Below are 19,589 nucleotides of genomic sequence, written 5' to 3' on the forward strand. Positions count from 1 at the left end.
AACTGGACTAGCAGTGAATTAAAATATGAATCAGTATGAAACAAGAATTGCAAACGATACCATGGATGAGTGAGATGATTGCAAATGGGAATGGATATGGAGAAACAACGATTAAGCATTGAAGCAGCCAAATTGTATTATCAGTCGGATTACAGCCAGCAGGATATCGCCGTTAGGCTGGGCGTGTCTCGTCCAACCGTATCCCGGTTGCTCCAGTATGCCAAGGACCGAGGTTATGTCCGTATTGAAATTATGGACCCTCTGGAGGACATTGATATCATTGCCGGAGAACTCAAAGCCAAATATAATCTGGATACCGCACTCGTCTGTTTTGCACCATTGAAGAGTGATGAAGAGATACAGAGGCATATTAGCAAAAGAGCTGCGGACTATCTGCAGGACACCGTACAGGATGCAGATATTATTGGAGTGACATGGGGAACAACGATGTACGCGGTGGCCAAACAGCTTCGGGCCAAACAGGTTAAAGGTGTTGAAGTCGTTCAATTAAAGGGAGGCGTAAGTCATTCCCACGTCAACACGTATGCAGCGGAGATCGTGCATTTGTTTGCGGAAGCGTTCCATACCGTTCCGAGGTATTTGCCCCTGCCTGTTATTTTTGACAATATTGAAGTCAAGAAAATGGTGGAAGCTGACCGGCACATCGGACGCATCGTAGAGCTCGGCAGGCAGGCCAACATCGCCATCTTCACTGTGGGTACGGTGAAGGAGGACGCACTTCTGTTCAAGCTGGGTTATTTCAACGAAGAGGAACAGCAATTGCTGATGAATTCGGGTGCAGGTGATATCTGTTCACGTTTCTTTGATGCTGAGGGTCAATTGATTAGTGAAGAGATCAACAGCAGAACCGTAGGGATTGACCTGGCTGAATTACGGAACAAAGAGAAATCCATCCTTGTTGCCGGTGGTCAACGCAAAATCGAAGCCATCCACGCAGCGCTCAAAGGACACTATGCTAACATTCTGGTAACAGACCAGTACACGGCGCAGGCTTTGCTTCGATTCTAAATCTGAGGATGACAACATCTGCCACGGAAGAATGGTGGATGTTTTGCTTTTTTAGGGCAGAAGCTATAAGCGTTGGTTCGCTCACAGTAATGGGTGAATGAGAGTGAACAAAGGTTCATATTGATTTTTACATATGTTCATGTTAGTGTAAGGCTATAAAATAAACAGTTCAGATAAGGGAGAGATTCAATTGACTACAGCTCAATTAGCCAAAATGATCGATCATACCTTGCTTCGTGCGGATGCAACACAAAGCGAAATCAACAAATTGACTGAAGAAGCGAAACAGTACCAATTTGCTTCCGTGTGCGTAAATCCGGGCTGGGTTTCTTATGCTGCAGAGCAGCTTCAAGGCAGTGGCGTAGATATCTGTACAGTAATCGGATTCCCTCTGGGAGCTTCCACTTCCGAGACCAAAGCGTTCGAAACGACAGATGCAATTGCTAAAGGTGCTACAGAAGTAGACATGGTTATCAACATCAGTGCATTAAAAGATGGAAAAGATGACTATGTCGAGCAGGATATTCGTGCTGTTGTTGAAGCTGCAGCGGGTAAAGCATTGGTAAAAGTCATCATTGAAACGTGTCTGCTTACAGATGAAGAGAAAGTACGTGCTTGCCAGGCAGCGGTTAGAGCTGGCGCCGATTTCGTCAAAACATCCACAGGTTTCTCTACAGGTGGGGCAACACCAGAAGATATCGCTCTGATGCGTCGCACGGTTGGACCAGATATGGGTGTAAAAGCATCGGGCGGGGTACGCAGCCTGGAAGACATGCAAAAAATGATTGAAGCAGGAGCAACTCGTATTGGTGCAAGCTCCGGCGTGAAAATCATGCAAGGTGGACAATCTACATCCTCTTACTAAAAACCAGGTGGTTGATCTGTTCTCCAGAATCCGGTATATACACCGATCATGGGGAACAGGTTTCCAACCTTTATAAAATGAATTATTTGTAAGCGCTTAATAAACTTTCTGAAAGTTTAATTTTATTGTATGGCCTTTGAGCTGAATTTAACATCTGGCTAAACTACCTTCAAAGGAGAGATCAAATGAAATTTCTAATTGCCATACTTGGTTTACTTGTTGTTTTTGGACTGGCTTACATTGCAAGTAACGGCAAGAAGCAAATTCGCTACCGGCCGCTGGTCGTCATGATTATTTTACAGATTATATTGGCTTATGCCTTGCTGAACACCGAAGTAGGAACATGGCTGATTGGCGGATTTTCCACGATATTTAAAAATCTTCTGGACTATGCAAACGAAGGAATTACCTTTGTCTTCGGCAGTTTAGTAAACGTTGGAGCAGAAAGCGGTAGTGGCCCGTTTTTCCTGACGGTCTTGATGCCGATTGTCGTCATCTCTGCCCTGATTGGTATATTGCAGTATATCCGAATCTTACCTTTTGTTATAAAATATATTGGTCTGGTATTAAGCAAAGTCAACGGAATGGGCAAACTGGAATCATATAACGCGGTTGCTTCCGCCATTCTGGGGCAATCTGAAGTGTTCATCTCCGTAAAAAAACAAATCGGCTTGCTACCGAAGCATCGGCTGTACACACTATGTGCCTCAGCCATGTCCACGGTATCGATGTCCATTGTCGGTGCCTATATGTCCATGATTGATCCGAAATATGTGGTTACAGCGCTTGTGCTGAACCTGTTTGGCGGTTTTATCATTGCTTCCATCGTGAATCCTTATAAGGTAACCGAGGAAGAAGATATATTGGAAGTGCAGGAAGAGGAAAAACAATCGTTCTTCGAGATGCTGGGTGAGTACATTCTGGACGGTTTTAAAGTGGCGATCGTTGTTGCAGCAATGCTCATCGGTTTCGTTGCCCTGATTGCGCTCATTAACGGCATATTTAGTGCTGTTCTCGGCATTTCGTTCCAGGAACTGCTTGGTTATGTGTTTGCACCCTTTGCGTTTATTATGGGGGTTCCCTGGAAAGAAGCGATTCAGGCGGGAAGTATCATGGCGACCAAAATGGTATCGAATGAATTCGTCGCCATGCTGGATCTAACCAAACATACCGCACTGTCTGCCCGTACGACAGGCATCGTGTCGGTCTTCCTCGTATCGTTCGCCAACTTCTCCTCCATCGGTATCATTGCCGGTGCGGTCAAGGGACTTCATGAGAAACAGGGCAATGTGGTGGCCCGCTTCGGTCTGAAGCTGCTTTACGGTGCATCGCTTGTCAGCGTGCTGTCTGCGATCATCGCCGGACTGTTCTTGTAAGCCGGATAATTGGAAGGAGTGCGTAAGTTATGTCAACATTCAAAAGAGTACATCTGATTGTTATGGATTCTGTAGGTATCGGTGAAGCACCGGATGCGGCAGAATTTGATGACTACGATGTGGATACGTTTGGTCACATTGCACGTGAGCGTGGAGGTCTGAACATGCCGAATATGGCAAGTCTTGGACTATCCAACATTAAAGAAATTGAGGGCATTCCTGTCGCGGATGCACCCAAAGCGTATTATACCAAAATGCAAGAAGCGTCCCGGGGCAAAGACACGATGACAGGCCACTGGGAGATCATGGGACTCTATATTGATACGCCGTTCCGTGTATTCGAGAATGGCTTTCCGGATGAGCTGATTCAGCGCATCGAAGAGAAGACAGGCCGTAAAGTCATCGGAAACAAACCGGCCAGTGGTACGGAAATCATTGATGAGCTTGGTGAAGAGCATGTGAAAACTGGAGCGCTCATCATCTATACTTCCGCGGATTCCGTTCTGCAGATTGCAGCACATGAAGATGTGGTGCCGTTAAAAGAGCTGTACGAAATTTGTGAATTCTGCCGGGAGATCACGCTTGATGATCCATACATGCTGGGCCGTATCATTGCTCGTCCGTTCGTTGGGGAAGTGGGTAACTTCAAACGTACAGCGAATCGTCACGACTATGCTCTCAAACCATTCGGCCGTACGGTGATGAATGAGCTTAAAGACGGGGGATTCGACGTCATTGCCCTAGGTAAAATTGCAGATATCTATGATGGTGAAGGTGTGACAAAGTCTGTCCGTACAGTGTCCAACATGGATGGCATGGACAAATTGTCCGAGACGATGGATGAAGAATTCACCGGGCTTAGCTTCCTGAACCTGGTAGACTTCGACGCATTGTTCGGTCATCGCCGTGATCCACAAGGATATGCTCAAGCACTTGAGGATTACGATGCACGTCTGCCTGAGATTTTTGAGAAAATGACCAACGACGATCTGCTGATTATTACGGCTGACCATGGTAACGACCCAACGTATCGTGGTACGGACCATACACGTGAGTATGTGCCACTGCTTGTGTATTCCCCACGTTTTAATGAAGGTAAGCAACTTGAACTGCGTAGTACATTTGCAGATCTCGGTGCTACGGTAGCCGATAACTTCGGTGTTCAATTGCCGGAGTATGGTACAAGCTTCCTGAAAGATTTAAAATAGATTTCGTCGTTCAAGCTAAAACCAGATGAATAATGAAACTGTAAAAAAATATATGCAGAACACCGGAGCAGCTTCGGCTGCCCGGGATCTGGCATGACTATATTAATGGATAAAATGGAGGAGATTTAACCATGAGTACACATATTGGAGCCAAACCCGGAGATATCGCAGAAACGATCCTTTTACCAGGAGATCCATTGCGCGCTAAATATATTGCGGATACGTATTTGGAAGATGTTGTTTGTTATAACGAAGTTCGCGGAATGCTGGGCTTTACCGGTACATATCAAGGAAAACGCATTTCGGTGCAGGGTTCAGGCATGGGGATTCCATCGTTCGCCATCTATGCCAATGAGTTGATTAGCGAATATGGCGTCAAAAACCTCATTCGCGTGGGAACATGCGGAGGTATGCAGGAGCACGTGCGAGTTCGTGACGTCATTTTGGCTCAAGCGGCATGTACGGACTCCAGCATGAACAAGCTTGTGTTTGGAGGGTATGATTTCTCCCCAATCGCAACGTTCTCCTTGCTGAAAGAAGCATATGACCGTGCGACAGCAAAAGGCATGAAAATCCATGTGGGTAACGTATTCAGTTCCGATTCGTTCTACCGTGACGACCGCTCTGTTACTGAAAAGTTGATGCAGCACGGCGTATTGGGCGTGGAAATGGAAACGACAGCACTGTACACGATCGCAGCGAAGTTTGGCGTTAATGCATTGACGATTCTGACAGTAAGCGACCACTTGCTAACCGGCGAAGAAACCTCTGCCGAGGAGCGTCAAAAAACATTCAATGATATGATGGTCGTTGCACTGGAAACAGCAATCACGCTTTAGGTTTTATTATTAATCAAGCAATTGATTTGAATTGAAACTTTTGTTTTTGCACGTAGTGAAGGAAACGGATCAATTCTGAAGAAGCGAAGCGTTCGCCTTTGTCTCCGAGTTTTTTTACCACCACAATAACATACAAATTTACACGATAACGGAGAGGGCAGAATAAACCTGAAGAAGCGAAGCGTCCGCCTTTATCACAGGATTTCCCCCTTTAAAGGAGGAATCAAGAAATCTGGGGATAACAGTGGTCGGAAGGTTGTTCTGCCATCGGAGTGACTGTGTAAACACTCACCACAACAAAGGAGAGATCATCATGAGAATGGTAGACATTATTGCCAAAAAACGTGACGGAAAAGAACTGACAACAGCTGAAATTGATTTTGTTGTTCAAGGTTATACCCAAGGAGAAATTCCGGATTATCAAGTCAGCGCTTGGGCGATGGCCGTTTTCTTCAAGGATATGACGGACAAGGAACGAGCAGATCTAACGATGTCGATGGTTAATTCGGGTGAAACGATCGATCTATCCGCCATTGAAGGCATCAAAGTAGACAAGCACTCCACTGGAGGCGTTGGTGATACAACGACATTGGTACTGGCCCCGCTCGTTGCTGCACTGGATGTTCCTGTAGCTAAAATGTCCGGACGCGGTCTGGGTCACACTGGCGGAACAACAGATAAACTGGAGTCCGTTGCCGGTTTCCACGTCGAGCTGGAGAAGGAAGAATTTATTAGACTCGTAAACGAACATAAGGTAGCGGTTATCGGTCAGAGTGGTAACCTTACCCCAGCTGACAAGAAGCTCTATGCACTCCGTGACGTAACAGCAACAGTTAACTCCATTCCGCTCATCGCCAGCTCCATCATGAGCAAAAAAATTGCTGCAGGTGCTGATGCCATCGTACTGGATGTAAAAACAGGTGCGGGTGCATTTATGAAAACGACGGAAGATGCAAAAGAACTTGCACATGCCATGGTCAGCATCGGTAACAATGTAGGGCGCAAAACGATGGCTGTCATCTCCGACATGTCTCAACCACTGGGCCTTGCGATCGGTAACGCGCTTGAAGTGAAAGAAGCAATCCTGACACTGCAGGGCAAAGGACCAAAAGATCTGGAAGAACTGTGTCTTGCACTCGGACGTCAAATGGTGTTCCTTGCTGGCAAAGCAGACTCCTTGGAACAAGCGGAAGAGAAATTGAAAGAAGTGATCCAGAACGGGAAGGCACTGGAGAAATTCAAGCATTTCCTGGCCAACCAAGGTGGCGATGCGTCTGTCGTTGACCATCCGGATCGTCTGCCACAGGCGAAATATCTGATTGAAGTTGAAGCTGACCGGGACGGTTACGTCGCTGAAATCGTAGCGGACGAGATTGGTACTGCTGCGATGCTGCTTGGAGCAGGTCGTGCTACCAAAGAATCCGAGATTGATCTTGCTGTAGGCTTGATGCTGAACAAAAAAGTTGGCGACAAGGTTAATGCTGGTGAATCGCTGGTAACCATCCATGCCAATCGTGAGGATGTGGGAGATGTAATCGCGAAGATCAAAGAGAACATTACCATTGCGGATCATGCCGATGCTCCTGTGCTCGTTCATGATATTGTAACAGAATAATCAATCAGATCCCCCGAGTACAATATATCTTGGACTCGAATTGAAAAACCCGAAGCCGTGGATTCATGGCTTCGGGTTTTTTCTTGTTCAATGAATATGAGAATCGGTCTGGGCCTTAACTTAGGTTTAAACCAGACCTTTCATTTCCCTTGGAGTTTATCATAAGCCATTACGGAATCTGCATTGGTATAAATATAAGGCGTGGATGGCTCGGAAACAGCAGTTATTTTTGCTGCCCGGATCTCGATGGTATCTTTGCCATTCACCTGGGCAGATCCGATGCTGCCATCAATCTGTACCCAGCTGTCGGTAGGGAAGCTGTCGGCTTCAGGAATGTGGATCATTACGCCAAATGGCGCTGCATCTGCTGGACAGCACATGACGAGGAAACGACCAAGCGCAAAGTGCGATTCATGATCCATACTTTCATCCCGATAGACAAAGCCAGTAAGGGAGATCGATTTGCCTGCAAATTGTCGTTGAAACATGTCAATGGTGCCAAGCGTTTCTGAAAAAATCTCTGGATAAACCTTGATGACCGGTTCTGCAAACAATTTTTCCGCTAGCTCAGCAAATTCACGGCTGTATTCATCAGGAGGAATGAATTGGACTTTACTCGCTGACCCAGATGCAGCAGAAGATTGGTTCTGGGCAAAATCTTGAATATTCAAGCTGGCAGCTTCCTCTGGTGCAGGTTCTTTACGCCGGATTTCGGGAGGAGCGTAAGACAGCGACATGCCTTTCTGACTGGCCATGGAACTTCCGAGTGCCTGATCAGGCAGCAAAAAGCCGAGCAGCAGGGGAAACGTGATTAAGCCGTAGGTCACCAAGCTTCGAAGTCCTCCAGGCGGAGGTGGATGTTCACAATCACAATGGACCTGGCCGTGACCGAACAGTCCATGCCAAGCCATAATGACCGCGATGAACATGAGTGGTATGGGACAGCATAACAGCAAGCGCTGCATCGTAGGTGCCAGATAATAATGTAAAGAATCATTCTCATTCAAATGCAAGATGTATACGGCAAGACCACCAATCCATACCGCACGGATTAATGAATGCCACTGGATGGAGTGCCTCCTTGGAGTGTGACTATAGGCGTGAAAGGATGCAGGTTGAATCATCTAATCACCTCTTTTCAATTTTCAATGAAATGATCCTATACGCTATACCAGAAGGTTAATCAGCCATGATCCAGCGAAGACAAGAACAATAATGGATATGCTTAACCCAATGACAAACCTTGTGCGGAAAGTGGACAGCAGCATCAGTGTGCTTTTGAAATCGAGCATGGGACCAAGAACCAGAAATGAAATGAGTGGGCCGAGAGCGAAGGTATGCGAGAATGCAGAGGCTACAAATGCATCGGAAGTCGAACAAAGAGATAATACGTAAGCAAATCCCATCATAAACACATAGGAGGCAACCGGTCCGTTCCCAAGCGCAATCAAGTCATTTCGACTAATAAACGTCTGTATACAGGCTGTAATCATTGCACCAATGACCAAATACTTGCTCATATCCACAAATTCATCTCCGGCATGGATAAAGAAGCTGCGCCAGTTTTTCTCATGGTTATGGTCGTGGTCGTCGTGCTTAGATGGGTGTGCCATTTTGAATGCGGAGTGAGTCTTGACCTCTGTCACGGCAGCCTTGGCTTTGCGCAGAGGATTCTGCCGTACAAACAAATATACCAACAAGCCAATCGAAGCTGCGACGGCAAAAGCCAGTCCCATGCGGGCAATCGTGATTTCGGGATGAGATGGAAAAGCGAGCAGTGTTGCGGTAAACACGATAGGATTGACTACTGGGCCGCTAAGAATAAATGTAACTGCAATATATGAAGGCATGCCTTTATGCATCAAACGGCGAACAACGGGTATCATACCACATTCGCAGATCGGAAATATGATGCCGAGTAAACCAGCAACTAGTACTCCACCAACGGGGTTCTTTGGTGTAAGCTTGCGAACCATTTCTTCTGACACGAACCACTGCATGAGTGAAGAGAGCAGTACACCGATGAGTAGAAAAGGAGCAGCCTCGAGGAAAATGCCGATGAATACGGTTTTCACATTTTGCAAAGCTTCGCTGTTCCACGCCTGTTTCAGATCAGAGGACATCGTGATGAGCACGGGAACAAGAAAGGCGCAGGGAAGCAGGATGGACAGGAGCTTCATATTGGCTGCAAGCTTCATACAACAGACCTCCACAACCGGACTTTTAGTAATCTATATGCTTGTACCTTAAGCAACATACGCAGTTTGGTCTTTTAATCATAAATTTTACGATTTGTTGATTGGTATTGAATCGAGAAGTTGACAAGCGAAAGTCAAGTCAAGTATAGTGTTGAATGTTAATCGTAATAATTACGATTAACATTCAACTAAAACATATTGGTTCTTCCTTTTTATCAAAGAACCTTGGAGTGGAGGATTAGACATGTCTGAAAAACAAGAGAATCTCCGGGTACCCGTAACCGTATTAAGCGGATATCTGGGTGCAGGCAAGACAACCTTATTGAATCATGTGCTGCATAATCGGGAAGGTATGAGAGTCGCTGTAATCGTAAACGACCTGAGTGAAGTTAACATTGATGCCGGGTTAATTCGAGATGGAGGCGGATTATCACGTATTGACGAGAAGCTCGTGGAGATGTCCAACGGCTGTATCTGCTGCACGCTTCGGGAAGATCTCCTGAAAGAAGTGGAACGTCTCGCTCTGGATGGTTCTTTTGACTATATCCTGATTGAATCGACGGGTATTGGAGAACCTGTTCCCGTTGCACAGACGTTTACCTATATCGATGAAGAACTTGGAATTGATTTAACGAAATTCACCAGACTTGACACCATGGTAACTGTTGTGGATGCGGCGCAGTTCTGGCGGGACTTTTATTCAAAGGAAACATTAATGGATCGGGGTCAGGAAGCAGGAGAGGACGATGTCCGGGGAATCGTGCATCTATTGACCGATCAGGTTGAATTCTGTGATGTGCTGATTCTCAACAAGTGTGATCTCGTCTCTGAGGAGGAATTGCTGAAGCTGGAAAAGGCTCTGCATGCGATGCAACCCGAAGCTAAGCTGATTCGAACGTCTCACGGGCAGATCGATCCGAAGGAGATATTGAACACGGGACGGTTTGATTTTGAAAAAGCCAGTCAGTCTGCAGGCTGGATCCGCGAATTAATGAAGGAAGAACACACTCCGGAAACGGAAGAGTATGGCATTCACTCGTTTCTATACCATCGGAAACGTCCGTTTCATCCAGAACGATTGCTGCGCTGGATTGCGAAGTGGCCGGAGAGTATTGTCAGATCCAAGGGCTTGATGTGGCTGGCTACACGGAACCATATGGCTATTTCCTTCAGTCATGCAGGGACATCCAAGCAACTTGGACCAGCTGGCCTATGGGTGGGTGCGATGAGCGAAGAGGAACGGCAGATGCATTTTGGAGATACGTTACCAGCCATTCCGGATTGGGATGATACATGGGGAGACCGGGTAACGAAATTGGTGTTTATAGGAATTGATATGGACCGAGCAGTGATCGAGCGAACATTGGACGATACTTTGCTTACCGAAGAAGAGATGCAGCTTAACTGGCGTGAACTGAAAGATCCGTTTCCATCATGGGGTTGACAAAAGAAAAAGGATGGGATAGTATCATTAAACAGTAATCATTACGATTAAAAAAGGAGGTCACAACCATGAGAGTCATTGTAACTTTAGCATGTACAGAGTGCGGGGATCGCAACTATACCACGACGAAGAACAAACGTAACCACCCGGAGCGTCTTGAAATGAAAAAATATTCGCCACGATTAAAGAAAATGACGATTCACCGGGAAACGAGATAAATTTTTTTGTCATTTTTAAATCGTAATATTTACGAAAAGAGGATCTACCATGATTCTATCTTCCATGCGCGACGTGGTTTTTGGATATGGCAAAGAACCCGTCATTGATCAATTATCGCTGGATATTCATGTGGGCGAGTTTGTAGGCATTACCGGACCCAATGGTTCGGCGAAGACAACCATGCTGAAATTGCTGCTGGGGCTGTTACAGCCCTGGAGCGGCACGGTACATATGAATATTCAGAACAACAATGGAAACAAACTGGAGATCGGATATGTGCCCCAACAGGTGGCATCATTCAACAGTGGCTTTCCCAGTACAGTCATTGAACTGGTGCGATCCGGATGTTATTGCAAGCTTGGTCTATTCCGAAAATTCTCACCCGAACAGGAAGCCGTAGTCGAACGCAGTCTTCGGGAAGTCGGTATGTGGGAATATCGCAATACACGGGTAGGCGAGCTGTCGGGTGGACAGAAGCAGCGCATCTGCATCGCCAGAGCTCTGGCAGGACAACCCCAAGTTCTAGTTCTGGATGAGCCGACAACAGGCATGGATCGCCGCAGCCGGGAAGGTTTCTATGATCTGATGCGACACTATGCAGATGTCCATGGATTGACCATTATTATGGTCACACATGGCCTTGAAGAGATGGGCAACCGATTGGACCGGACTATCACCCTGGAGCGACAAGAAAGTGAGGAATGGCAGTGTTTGAGTACGAATTCATGCAGCGCGCCTTTTGGGCAGGCGGACTGATTGGCATTATTGCTCCGATTCTTGGTGTCTACCTGATGCTCCGGAGGCAGGTGCTGATGGCCGATACGCTGTCCCATGTTTCTCTGGCGGGAGTGGCCCTTGGTTCGGTCATGAATCTCAACCCGGTCATCTGCGGGTTTGCGATCGCTGTCATTGGTGCGTTATTGGTCGAACAACTGCGTAGAAGCTATCGTACATATAGTGAAGTACCAGTGGCGATCATCATGACCTCAGGCCTGGCACTGGCTGTGGTGCTTATGAGTTTGAAAACAAATTTGTCCAAGACCTTCAGTTCCTATCTGTTCGGTTCCATCGTTGCAGTCAGCAATGTTCAGTTATGGATGATGGCAGCTGTATGTGTCATTGGTTTGTTATTTTTCATTGTACTACGGAGACCGTTATATAATTTGACGTTTGACGAAGAGACAGCCTCTATTGGAGGCGTTCAGGTAAAAGGGTTATCGTTTGCTTTCGCCGTACTGACAGGACTGACGGTTGCTTCAGCTATGCCGATCGTAGGTGTACTGCTTGTATCCGCATTGATTGTGCTGCCAGCAGCGCTGGCACTTCGAATCTCTCGCAGCTTCGCTGCTGCATTGGTCATTGCCGTCATTACCGGGTTAATCGGCATTTTTGGCGGATTGACAACATCTTACCATTTGAATACTCCGCCAGGTGGAACGATCGCACTCATTTTGCTGGCCTTTCTATTGACTGGAATATCAGCTCAAAAGCTGATTCAACTATACAATCGTAAACGGCATCGCAAGGAAGTAAAACAGCAAGGCGCAAGGATATTAATACAATCAAGGGAGAATACACCACATGAAATTCAGTAAAAAATCAGCAATGGGACTGCTGTTCAGTCTCACACTTATTGCAGCAGGTTGCGGGCAAACCAAACCCGCATCCGATTCGGATGCAGCTTCAACAAGTACTCCGGCAGCAACTGAGAAAAAATTGAACGTACAGGTTAGCTTTTATCCGATGTATGAGTTCACCAAAAATGTAGCAGGAGATCTGGCTGATGTACATACACTCGTTCCTGCTGGTATGGAGCCTCATGACTGGGAGCCTACACCTCAGGATATAGCAAGCATCGAGAAAGCAGATGTACTTGTCTATAATGGTGCTGGCATGGAATCATGGATTGATCAAGTAAAGGATAGTCTGAGTAATGACAAGCTGGTACAAGTTGAAGCAAGCCAAGGCATTGATCTGCTTGAAGGCGTAGAAGATGGCCATCATCATGGGGAGTCTAGTGCAGATGAGCACGACCACGATCATGCAGATGAAGCAACTACAGAAGAACATGATCATGATCACGAGCATGGGGAAGAAGCTGCTGCAGAAGAGCATGACCATAACCATGCAGATGAAGCGACGACAGAAGAACATGACCATGAACATGATGCCGACACCGAAGAAGGGCATTCACATGATCATGGCGGACTTGATCCGCACGTTTGGTTATCACCTGTTCTGGCTGTTCAGGAAGTGCGGAACATCGAAGCCGGACTGGCACAAGCTGCGCCCGAACATGCCGAACAATTCAAGCAAAATGCGGATGCTTACATCGCCAAGCTGGAGACACTTGACCAAGAATTTAAAGCGGCTGTAACCAACAGCAAACGAAAAGATTTCATTACACAGCATGCAGCGTTCGGCTATCTTGCACAGCAGTATGGTCTGCAGCAAGTACCTATCGCCGGGTTGTCTCCCGAGCAAGAGCCATCTGCAGCACAGATGGCATCTGTAATCGATTTTGCCAAGGAACATCAGGTCAAAACGATTTTCTTCGAAACACTGGTATCTTCCAAAGTATCCGAGACTATTGCCAGTGAAGTGGGTGCCAAAACAGCAGTATTGAATCCCATTGAAGGATTAACCGAAGAGGAAATTGCTGCGGGTCTGGACTACATTGGTGTAATGGAGCAGAATCTGGAGGCCCTTAAACTGGCTTTGAATGAATAATGAAAACCCGTTTGATACCAGTCATCGAAAAAGGTACAATGGTACAACATGCTGAGGAATGGCCGTGCCATTCCTTTGCCTTTTGCCACGCAGAGAGCACAGCGATGTGCTCTTTTCGTTGTGTAAGATGCTTTCGGAGAACCAATGGGGGGAGGAGGAGAAGCTTATGGGTCTAAGTGAAGAACATGAAGTATTGCTAAGTCAGCAGCCGCCTCATCTATGGAGAAGACGCAAGCAGGAGCTGCTGCACTGGACGGAACGTGATAAATATACCGTGTCTGCGAAAAGAACGGTGTTGTGGAACGGTGTAGAAATAGATGCGGAGCTGCTTGAAGCCTTATCCTCACTTCAGCAAGCCGGTGTTGGGACCGAATTTTCATGTGCTGGAGTAAGTCCGCTAGATGAACCGATAGACCATTCGTTATATGCTTATGTTACACTAGTTCAAAGTGAAACCGCCGATCAATTCGTCCAATATGCACTGAAGCATATGCGAAATCGTCTGCTCGTTACGCTCGAGGTCGAGAAAGGACGTTATGATCTGTCTTCTTTCTTCATTGGGCATAATCGCAGCTTCTGCTGGTGGATAGAATATTGTGCAGCCCACTTCACAAGGAGAAACGAGAAGAGGGTTGATACGTAGTATAACGATGGGCATGTATAGTCGGTGATGAGGAGGGAACACGGAATTGAATAAATGGCTCAAAACCATATTGTTTTTGGTGGCTTCAGTTTTTCTAACACGTTTTATTCCGTTTTCTTCGTTGTTCCGGAATCTGGACACGATGATTCATGAATTCGGCCATGCTTTAATGACCCTGCTGTTATCCGGGAAAGTATTACGAATCGAATTATACGCCGATCACAGCGGCGTCACGTACTCTTCCATGTTAACACCAGGCAGATCCATTCTGGTGTCATTGGCAGGGTATGTCACGGCTTCTCTTTTTGCATGGTTGTTATTCTATCTTTACCGCAAAGGGCTGCAGTTGTGGGGGCTGGGTATCATGACCGCTGTAGCACTGGTTTCCCTTTTGTTGTATGTAAGAGGAGAATTCGGCATGTTATGGCTTACAGGTTTCATTGCTCTGAATGTCGTGATTATGATCTTTGGCGCCAAGATCGTGAAGTACTACTATCTGTTACTTGCTTTCTTGACCCTTGAAGAGTCTGTGGTTAGTGCCATGTACGTTGGTTTCATGTCCTGGACACAGCCTTCACGGGCTGGGGATGCAGCAAATCTGGCTCAACAGACGTTCCTGCCAGCCCTGTTCTGGGGTACACTCTTTGCCTTGTTTGCGCTCTGGTGTGCAAAGGGGGCGCTGAGTCTGTTTTTCCGCAAAGAAGGTATATCTCGCAGTCCACGTTCACGTGGTGTACGGTCGCGAAACGCTTAAATGCATTTAAAAAGGCACTTCCTTTTGCGATAAAGGAGGTGCCTTTCTGTATCATTTGTGATTTGGTCTACCCCTAATCTCCGAGATTCTCCCATAGGACGTAGAAATAATAAATCTCCTCCAAAATCGCCTGATCATCTTCAGCGGCAACGCCTCCCCTAATTCGTGCAAGGGTACCTAAAATGTCGTAAATGGTCTCACGTTCCACACTAAACTGAATACGATTGACGATGCGGTCCCAGGCTTGCAGTGCATATTCAATTTGAGATTTGGCTTCAGTCCACTGTTTTTTCTCCACTTGATTTTCCAATATTTGTACGGATTCGAGCAAACGGTCCTGTGTACCAAATGGTTTTTTGAGAAATGAGCCTGTGGCCATGATGGCTACAAACAGAACAAGCAAAAATATGGGTAGTACATACAGCAACCAGAAACGTGTTTTCATTCAACCGCCTCCATGCAGATAGTAAAAGAAATTAGAAGGGTCCCTTATAATCACCCATATCCGTTTTTTCTGAGAATTGGTCTTTGAAAAGATCGACATACAATTTGTCGTTAGGCAAGATAGCCGCAAAAGCAATGTCCTGGATCGTAATATTTTTCTTTTTTAATTGTTCAGTCAGCCAATTGATGTCCTTATTTCTCTCTTTCAGGTTTTGCTTGATCAAGACACCTTCAATAATGAGCTCGGTCATCAGTTTGCTTTTTGGAGGATGCATATGCATGTCCTTGGCTGTAACTGGCTGATTCTCGGGCTTCAAAACGACGGAGAGATTGCCGTCCGGTTCTAGGATTGCATAATCCAGTGTCGTAATGTCAAATACGTCTTTTTGACGCAGCATCATGGTCAATTCATCGAATTTGACACGCATTTTCTGCAGGTTCTGCTCAAGGATTTTACCGTTCTGTATGACAACGGTAGGATCAGAATCCATCAGCTTGGAAATGGTTCGATTTTTAAGTGTAATGTACTGAAAGATAATCGTAATGATTGTAAAAATGGTAAGTGCGACAAAATGAATCCATGCTTTAGAAGACAAATCAGTAGCGAAAGTTCCCGCAATGGAACCAATGGTAATCCCATTAATATAATCGAAATACGTAAGGTTACCCATTTGCTGTTTGCCGAGCACTCTGGTATAGATGATCAGGGTCAAAAAAGCAATTATGGAGCGCACAACCACAACCCATGTTTCTTCCATCATGTATGTATCACCTTCCTACATTTGGCGTACTGCAAAATCACATGTATATTAGTAGACAACTAGCTGCCAATTGTTAATGTTGACTATTACAAGCGTTGCCTCGGCTGGATGATCTTATTCGGAAAATGAAAAAACCCGAAATCAGGATACACACTCCTGATTACGGGTCGTTATTACATGTTAATAATTATTTTTAGTGCTTTACTATTAAGATATCTCTTATAAATGTACCGATCGGATCATTAGACTCCAGCATAAGCCATGAATCCCCCGTCGACGGGGATCACCGTGCCGGTGACGAACGCAGACTGCTTCTCATCCGCAAGCCACATTAGTGTTCCCAGCAGATCTTCAGGCTTCCCGAACCGGCGCATTGGCGTATGTGCAATGATTTTGCTGGAACGTTCAGTAGGAGAGCCATCAGGATGAAGCAGCAAATTCCGGTTTTGTTCCGTAAGGAAAAATCCTGGGGCAATGGCATTAACCCGGATTCCCGATTCGGCAAGATGGACTGCCAACCATTGTGTAAAATTGTTAATTGCAGCCTTGGCTGCACTGTACGCAGGCACTTTGGTCATCGGCGAAGGTGCACTCATCGACGAGATATTAATGACTGTTGCAGGCACGTCACGATCAATCATTTGTCTTGCAAAGATCTGGGTAGGAATAAGGGAGCCCACAAAATTCAGATCCATGACCTGACGAAACCCATCCACACTGACGTCAAAGAACGTGGTGACATCAGGCTGTTCGAGATCTTCCAATCTGAAAATTTCATTCGTCGTATTGGCACTGGCGTGATTACCGCCTGCACCATTGATCAGGATATCGCATGGACCCAGCTTTTCCTGTACCGCTGCCGCCGCGGCCTTCACACTGTCCACTTGGGTGACGTCACAAGCAACGGCAATGGCTGTTCCGCCAGCAGCTTCAATAGCGGCAACAACTTCTTCTCCTTTGGAAACCGTACGATTGAGAATGGCCACACGGGCCCCGTGACGAGCAAGTTCTTCGGCCATTGATCGGCAGAGGACGCCGGCACCACCTGTGATTACCGCTGTTTTGCCTTCCAGACGGGAAGATGTTTCAAATACATAATCGCTCATGCTTTTGTCCTCCTTTGTAGCGAATCCCAGACACCCCAGAGATACATGATACCCAGAGCACGATCGTACAGACCATAACCAGGTCTGCATTGTTCGCCCCAGAGGTGACGCCCGTGGTCCGGTCTTGCATAACCTTCAAATCCAATGTCGTGGTAAGCTTCAACTACACCTGCAATATCCACGTTCCCATCCTGGCCGCGATGTGAAGTCTCAATGAAGTCACCGTTATCATACACTTTGACATTACGAATATGGGCAAACGGAATCCGGTCACGGAATTCATGAATCATACCAATAATATCGTTATCCGGGTTAGCTCCAAGAGATCCGCTGCACAGGGTCACAGAGTTATAAGGGCTATCATAAAGATTCAGATATCTACGCAGGTTATCTTGGCTGATAATAATCTTTGGTAAACCGAAAATAGGCCATGGCGGATCATCCGGGTGGATCGCCATTCGAATGCCAAGCCGCTCAGCCGTAGGAATGATCTCCTGTAGAAAATATCGGGCATGCTCCCACATATCTTCCTCAGTCACATCTTTATAAGCTTCGAACAGACCAGTCAGGTACTGCAATCGTTCCGGTTCCCAGCCTGGCATCGTTAACGCGGAATTTTCGGTTATGCGCCGCACAAGTTCCAGTGGTTCAATATCTGCGAGCTTGCTGCTTTCATAGAAGAGGGCAGTGGATCCGTCTTCCATTTCCTTATGAAGATCCGTACGCAGCCAGTCGAAGATGGGCATAAAGTTGTAACAGATCACTTTTACGCCAACCTGGGCGAGTTTTTCCATTGTTTTTTTGTAATTATCGATGTATTTGTCCCGAGTAGGCAGACCCAGTTTGATATCTTCATGAATATTGACACTTTCCACTACATCCAAATGCAATCCTGCCCGATCAGCTGCCGCTTTGACAGCCAGAATTTTGTCCATGGGCCATTCTTCGCCTGCCGGAACATCATGCAGTGCCCACACAATGCCCTCCACTCCCGGAATCTGCCGAATATGATCGAGCGTCACCGTATCATTGCCTTCGCCAAACCAGCGAAAAACCATTTTCATCACGTTCACCTCATCAAGTGTAATTAGAAAAACCAGACATGTCATTGTTGAAAATAGGAAGGATATGTATCCTGAAGGATGGCCAGATCTGTGACGGTCAGGTGAAGATGTTCCTGCATAATTCGTTCTGCCGTCTGAGCATCATGCTGCTGAATGGCCTCCACCATGGACCGGTGCTGCTCGATCAGATGATCCCACTGATGATCCGAAGACAAACGAAGCATCCGGCTTCGATTGAGGTGTACATTCATCTGCTGGATCACGGTCCATGTTTTGCTTTTGTTGCATCCTGCAAAAAGGGTGCTATGGAATTCCTCGTCCAGTTGAAACATTCGTTCATCGTCCGGTTGCAGCAAACACGCTTGCTGCTGAGCAAGGTTTTGCTCTAATAAAATCATCTCCTGATCCGGAAAATGCTCGCATGCAAGCCGGATCACGGCCCGTTCCAGCTGCTCACGCATGAAGCGTGCTTCTTCAACGAGGTCTAGCTGTATAAGAGAAACATACGTGCCGCGCTGAGGATACACTTCAAGCAAACCTTCCTGTGCCAGTCTAACAAAACTCTCGCGAACAGGAGTACGGCTTACCTGAAACTCCAGCGATATTTCCTTCTCGGAGATAGCTGTGCCGGGAGGCAATTTTAAACTTAGAATCAATTGCTTCAATGTAGCATAGACGACATCCCGTGTTGAGGAGGCTTGCTTATTCTTGGACGACAGACCGTTTAGGGAAGACGACAAACCGGCTTTGGACGAAAACTTTGGGATATATTCCACAACTTCAACTCCTTCAATGACATACTACCATACTTGTATGGTAGTATGGAAGCGCTTTTATTGCATTTCAAATGAAATAATATATGAATAATTGAGTTTTATCTGAAGTAGGTATAAAATAGAAGTCGATAGGTTTAAACATTTAAACCAAATCACATAAATGTTACAATGATTGAGCAGATTGAGGTGATCATATGAGTCAACATGCGATAAGTATTTTCCAGTCCTGCATTCCATTATTTCAGGTTCTAAGCGATAACCACCGTCAAAATATTTTGTTAATCCTAACCGAGCGGGGTCAGATGACCGTAAACGAGATTACTGAACAATCCAGTCTGTCGAGACCAGCCATCTCTCACCATCTCAAGTTACTGCTTGAAAAAGGGCTTATTTCCGTGGAACAGAAGGGTACCCAGCGGTATTACTCTGCTTCCCTGAAGCCATCCGTTGAACTGTTGAAAGAACTGGTTGCTGCATTGGAGAAAGAGTGTCTGTAGACAACCGATAAATCTTAACGA

Annotated in this window: 21 protein-coding genes; 14 read left to right on the forward strand and 7 right to left on the reverse strand. The window is 46.2% G+C overall.

Translation table 11 applies throughout. The features are described from left to right. Positions 1-90 precede the first annotated feature (90 nt). The 6 genes from MHB82_RS15055 to MHB82_RS15080 all read left to right on the forward strand — a co-directional run bounded on the left by MHB82_RS15055 (position 91) and on the right by MHB82_RS15080 (position 6,932). Positions 91-1,029, forward strand: coding sequence for a sugar-binding transcriptional regulator (locus MHB82_RS15055; RefSeq protein ID WP_095358634.1), 939 nt, complete (start codon positions 91-93; stop codon positions 1,027-1,029). Between the two features lie 214 nt (positions 1,030-1,243). Further along, positions 1,244-1,894 (forward strand): deoxyribose-phosphate aldolase, encoded by a 651-nt coding sequence (gene deoC / locus MHB82_RS15060; RefSeq protein WP_095358633.1) that lies wholly within the window; start codon positions 1,244-1,246, stop codon positions 1,892-1,894. Positions 1,895-2,079: 185 nt separating this feature from the next. After that, positions 2,080-3,270, forward strand: a complete 1,191-nt coding sequence (locus tag MHB82_RS15065) for a NupC/NupG family nucleoside CNT transporter (protein WP_341175127.1) — start codon at positions 2,080-2,082, stop codon at positions 3,268-3,270. A gap of 29 nt (positions 3,271-3,299) precedes the next feature. After that, positions 3,300-4,478, forward strand: a complete 1,179-nt coding sequence (gene deoB, locus MHB82_RS15070) for a phosphopentomutase (RefSeq protein WP_341175128.1) — start codon at positions 3,300-3,302, stop codon at positions 4,476-4,478. A gap of 131 nt (positions 4,479-4,609) precedes the next feature. Continuing rightward, the gene (gene deoD, locus MHB82_RS15075) at positions 4,610-5,317 is read left to right on the forward strand and encodes a purine-nucleoside phosphorylase (RefSeq protein ID WP_095357991.1); all 708 of its coding nucleotides are present in this window, start codon (positions 4,610-4,612) and stop codon (positions 5,315-5,317) included. 313 nt (positions 5,318-5,630) lie between these two features. Beyond that, the gene (locus MHB82_RS15080; RefSeq protein WP_341175129.1) at positions 5,631-6,932 is read left to right on the forward strand and encodes a pyrimidine-nucleoside phosphorylase; all 1,302 of its coding nucleotides are present in this window, start codon (positions 5,631-5,633) and stop codon (positions 6,930-6,932) included. A 140-nt stretch (positions 6,933-7,072) separates the two neighbouring features. On the opposite strand, the gene MHB82_RS15085 is transcribed toward MHB82_RS15080, so the two are convergent. Continuing rightward, entirely contained in the window at positions 7,073-8,056 is a 984-nt protein-coding gene (locus MHB82_RS15085; protein WP_341175130.1) for a TIGR03943 family putative permease subunit, read from the reverse strand. Between the two features lie 42 nt (positions 8,057-8,098). Next, a complete protein-coding gene (locus MHB82_RS15090) occupies positions 8,099-9,130 on the reverse strand; it encodes a permease (RefSeq protein WP_341175131.1) in 1,032 nt (343 codons plus the stop codon). A 244-nt stretch (positions 9,131-9,374) separates the two neighbouring features. Between MHB82_RS15090 and MHB82_RS15095 the strand changes: the two genes are divergently transcribed. From MHB82_RS15095 to MHB82_RS15125, 7 genes are all read left to right on the forward strand, one after another. Further along, on the forward strand, positions 9,375-10,574 hold the full coding sequence (locus tag MHB82_RS15095) for a GTP-binding protein (protein ID WP_341175132.1): 1,200 nt from the start codon (positions 9,375-9,377) through the stop codon (positions 10,572-10,574). Positions 10,575-10,642: 68 nt separating this feature from the next. Beyond that, positions 10,643-10,792, forward strand: coding sequence for a 50S ribosomal protein L33 (gene rpmG, locus MHB82_RS15100; protein ID WP_036613813.1), 150 nt, complete (start codon positions 10,643-10,645; stop codon positions 10,790-10,792). A 49-nt stretch (positions 10,793-10,841) separates the two neighbouring features. Continuing rightward, the gene (locus MHB82_RS15105) at positions 10,842-11,549 is read left to right on the forward strand and encodes a metal ABC transporter ATP-binding protein (protein WP_341175133.1); all 708 of its coding nucleotides are present in this window, start codon (positions 10,842-10,844) and stop codon (positions 11,547-11,549) included. Next, entirely contained in the window at positions 11,495-12,388 is an 894-nt protein-coding gene (locus MHB82_RS15110) for a metal ABC transporter permease (RefSeq protein ID WP_239297776.1), read from the forward strand. Before MHB82_RS15105 ends, MHB82_RS15110 begins: the two co-directional genes overlap by 55 nt. Further along, positions 12,375-13,523: a metal ABC transporter solute-binding protein, Zn/Mn family gene (locus tag MHB82_RS15115; protein ID WP_341175134.1), complete on the forward strand. Its 1,149-nt coding sequence runs from the start codon at positions 12,375-12,377 to the stop codon at positions 13,521-13,523. Before MHB82_RS15110 ends, MHB82_RS15115 begins: the two co-directional genes overlap by 14 nt. A 166-nt stretch (positions 13,524-13,689) precedes the next feature. After that, positions 13,690-14,166 carry a hypothetical protein gene (locus tag MHB82_RS15120; protein ID WP_110822105.1) on the forward strand — a complete coding sequence of 159 codons (477 nt, stop codon included), beginning with the start codon at positions 13,690-13,692 and terminating at the stop codon, positions 14,164-14,166. Positions 14,167-14,212: 46 nt separating this feature from the next. Further along, entirely contained in the window at positions 14,213-14,920 is a 708-nt protein-coding gene (locus MHB82_RS15125) for a M50 family metallopeptidase (RefSeq protein WP_341175135.1), read from the forward strand. A gap of 73 nt (positions 14,921-14,993) precedes the next feature. Here MHB82_RS15125 and MHB82_RS15130 read toward each other — a convergent pair whose 3' ends face one another. The 5 genes from MHB82_RS15130 to MHB82_RS15150 form a co-directional block, all read right to left on the reverse strand. Then, on the reverse strand, positions 14,994-15,365 hold the full coding sequence (locus tag MHB82_RS15130) for a DUF4363 family protein (RefSeq protein ID WP_341175136.1): 372 nt from the start codon (positions 15,363-15,365) through the stop codon (positions 14,994-14,996). Positions 15,366-15,396: 31 nt separating this feature from the next. Then, on the reverse strand, positions 15,397-16,125 hold the full coding sequence (locus tag MHB82_RS15135) for a DUF421 domain-containing protein (protein WP_095357980.1): 729 nt from the start codon (positions 16,123-16,125) through the stop codon (positions 15,397-15,399). A 242-nt stretch (positions 16,126-16,367) separates the two neighbouring features. After that, positions 16,368-17,231 (reverse strand): SDR family oxidoreductase, encoded by an 864-nt coding sequence (locus tag MHB82_RS15140; protein ID WP_110822102.1) that lies wholly within the window; start codon positions 17,229-17,231, stop codon positions 16,368-16,370. Further along, positions 17,228-18,295: a mannonate dehydratase gene (gene uxuA, locus MHB82_RS15145; protein ID WP_341175137.1), complete on the reverse strand. Its 1,068-nt coding sequence runs from the start codon at positions 18,293-18,295 to the stop codon at positions 17,228-17,230. The genes MHB82_RS15140 and uxuA overlap by 4 nt, the downstream gene beginning before the upstream one ends. 41 nt (positions 18,296-18,336) lie before the next feature. Beyond that, the gene (locus tag MHB82_RS15150; protein ID WP_258377843.1) at positions 18,337-19,014 is read right to left on the reverse strand and encodes a GntR family transcriptional regulator; all 678 of its coding nucleotides are present in this window, start codon (positions 19,012-19,014) and stop codon (positions 18,337-18,339) included. A gap of 251 nt (positions 19,015-19,265) precedes the next feature. On the opposite strand from MHB82_RS15150, the gene MHB82_RS15155 reads away from it, so the two are divergent. After that, positions 19,266-19,568: an ArsR/SmtB family transcription factor gene (locus MHB82_RS15155; RefSeq protein WP_110822100.1), complete on the forward strand. Its 303-nt coding sequence runs from the start codon at positions 19,266-19,268 to the stop codon at positions 19,566-19,568. Positions 19,569-19,589: the final 21 nt, after the last annotated feature.

Source organism: Paenibacillus sp. FSL K6-2862, assembly GCF_038005125.1.
GTDB lineage: Bacteria > Bacillota > Bacilli > Paenibacillales > Paenibacillaceae > Paenibacillus > Paenibacillus illinoisensis_A.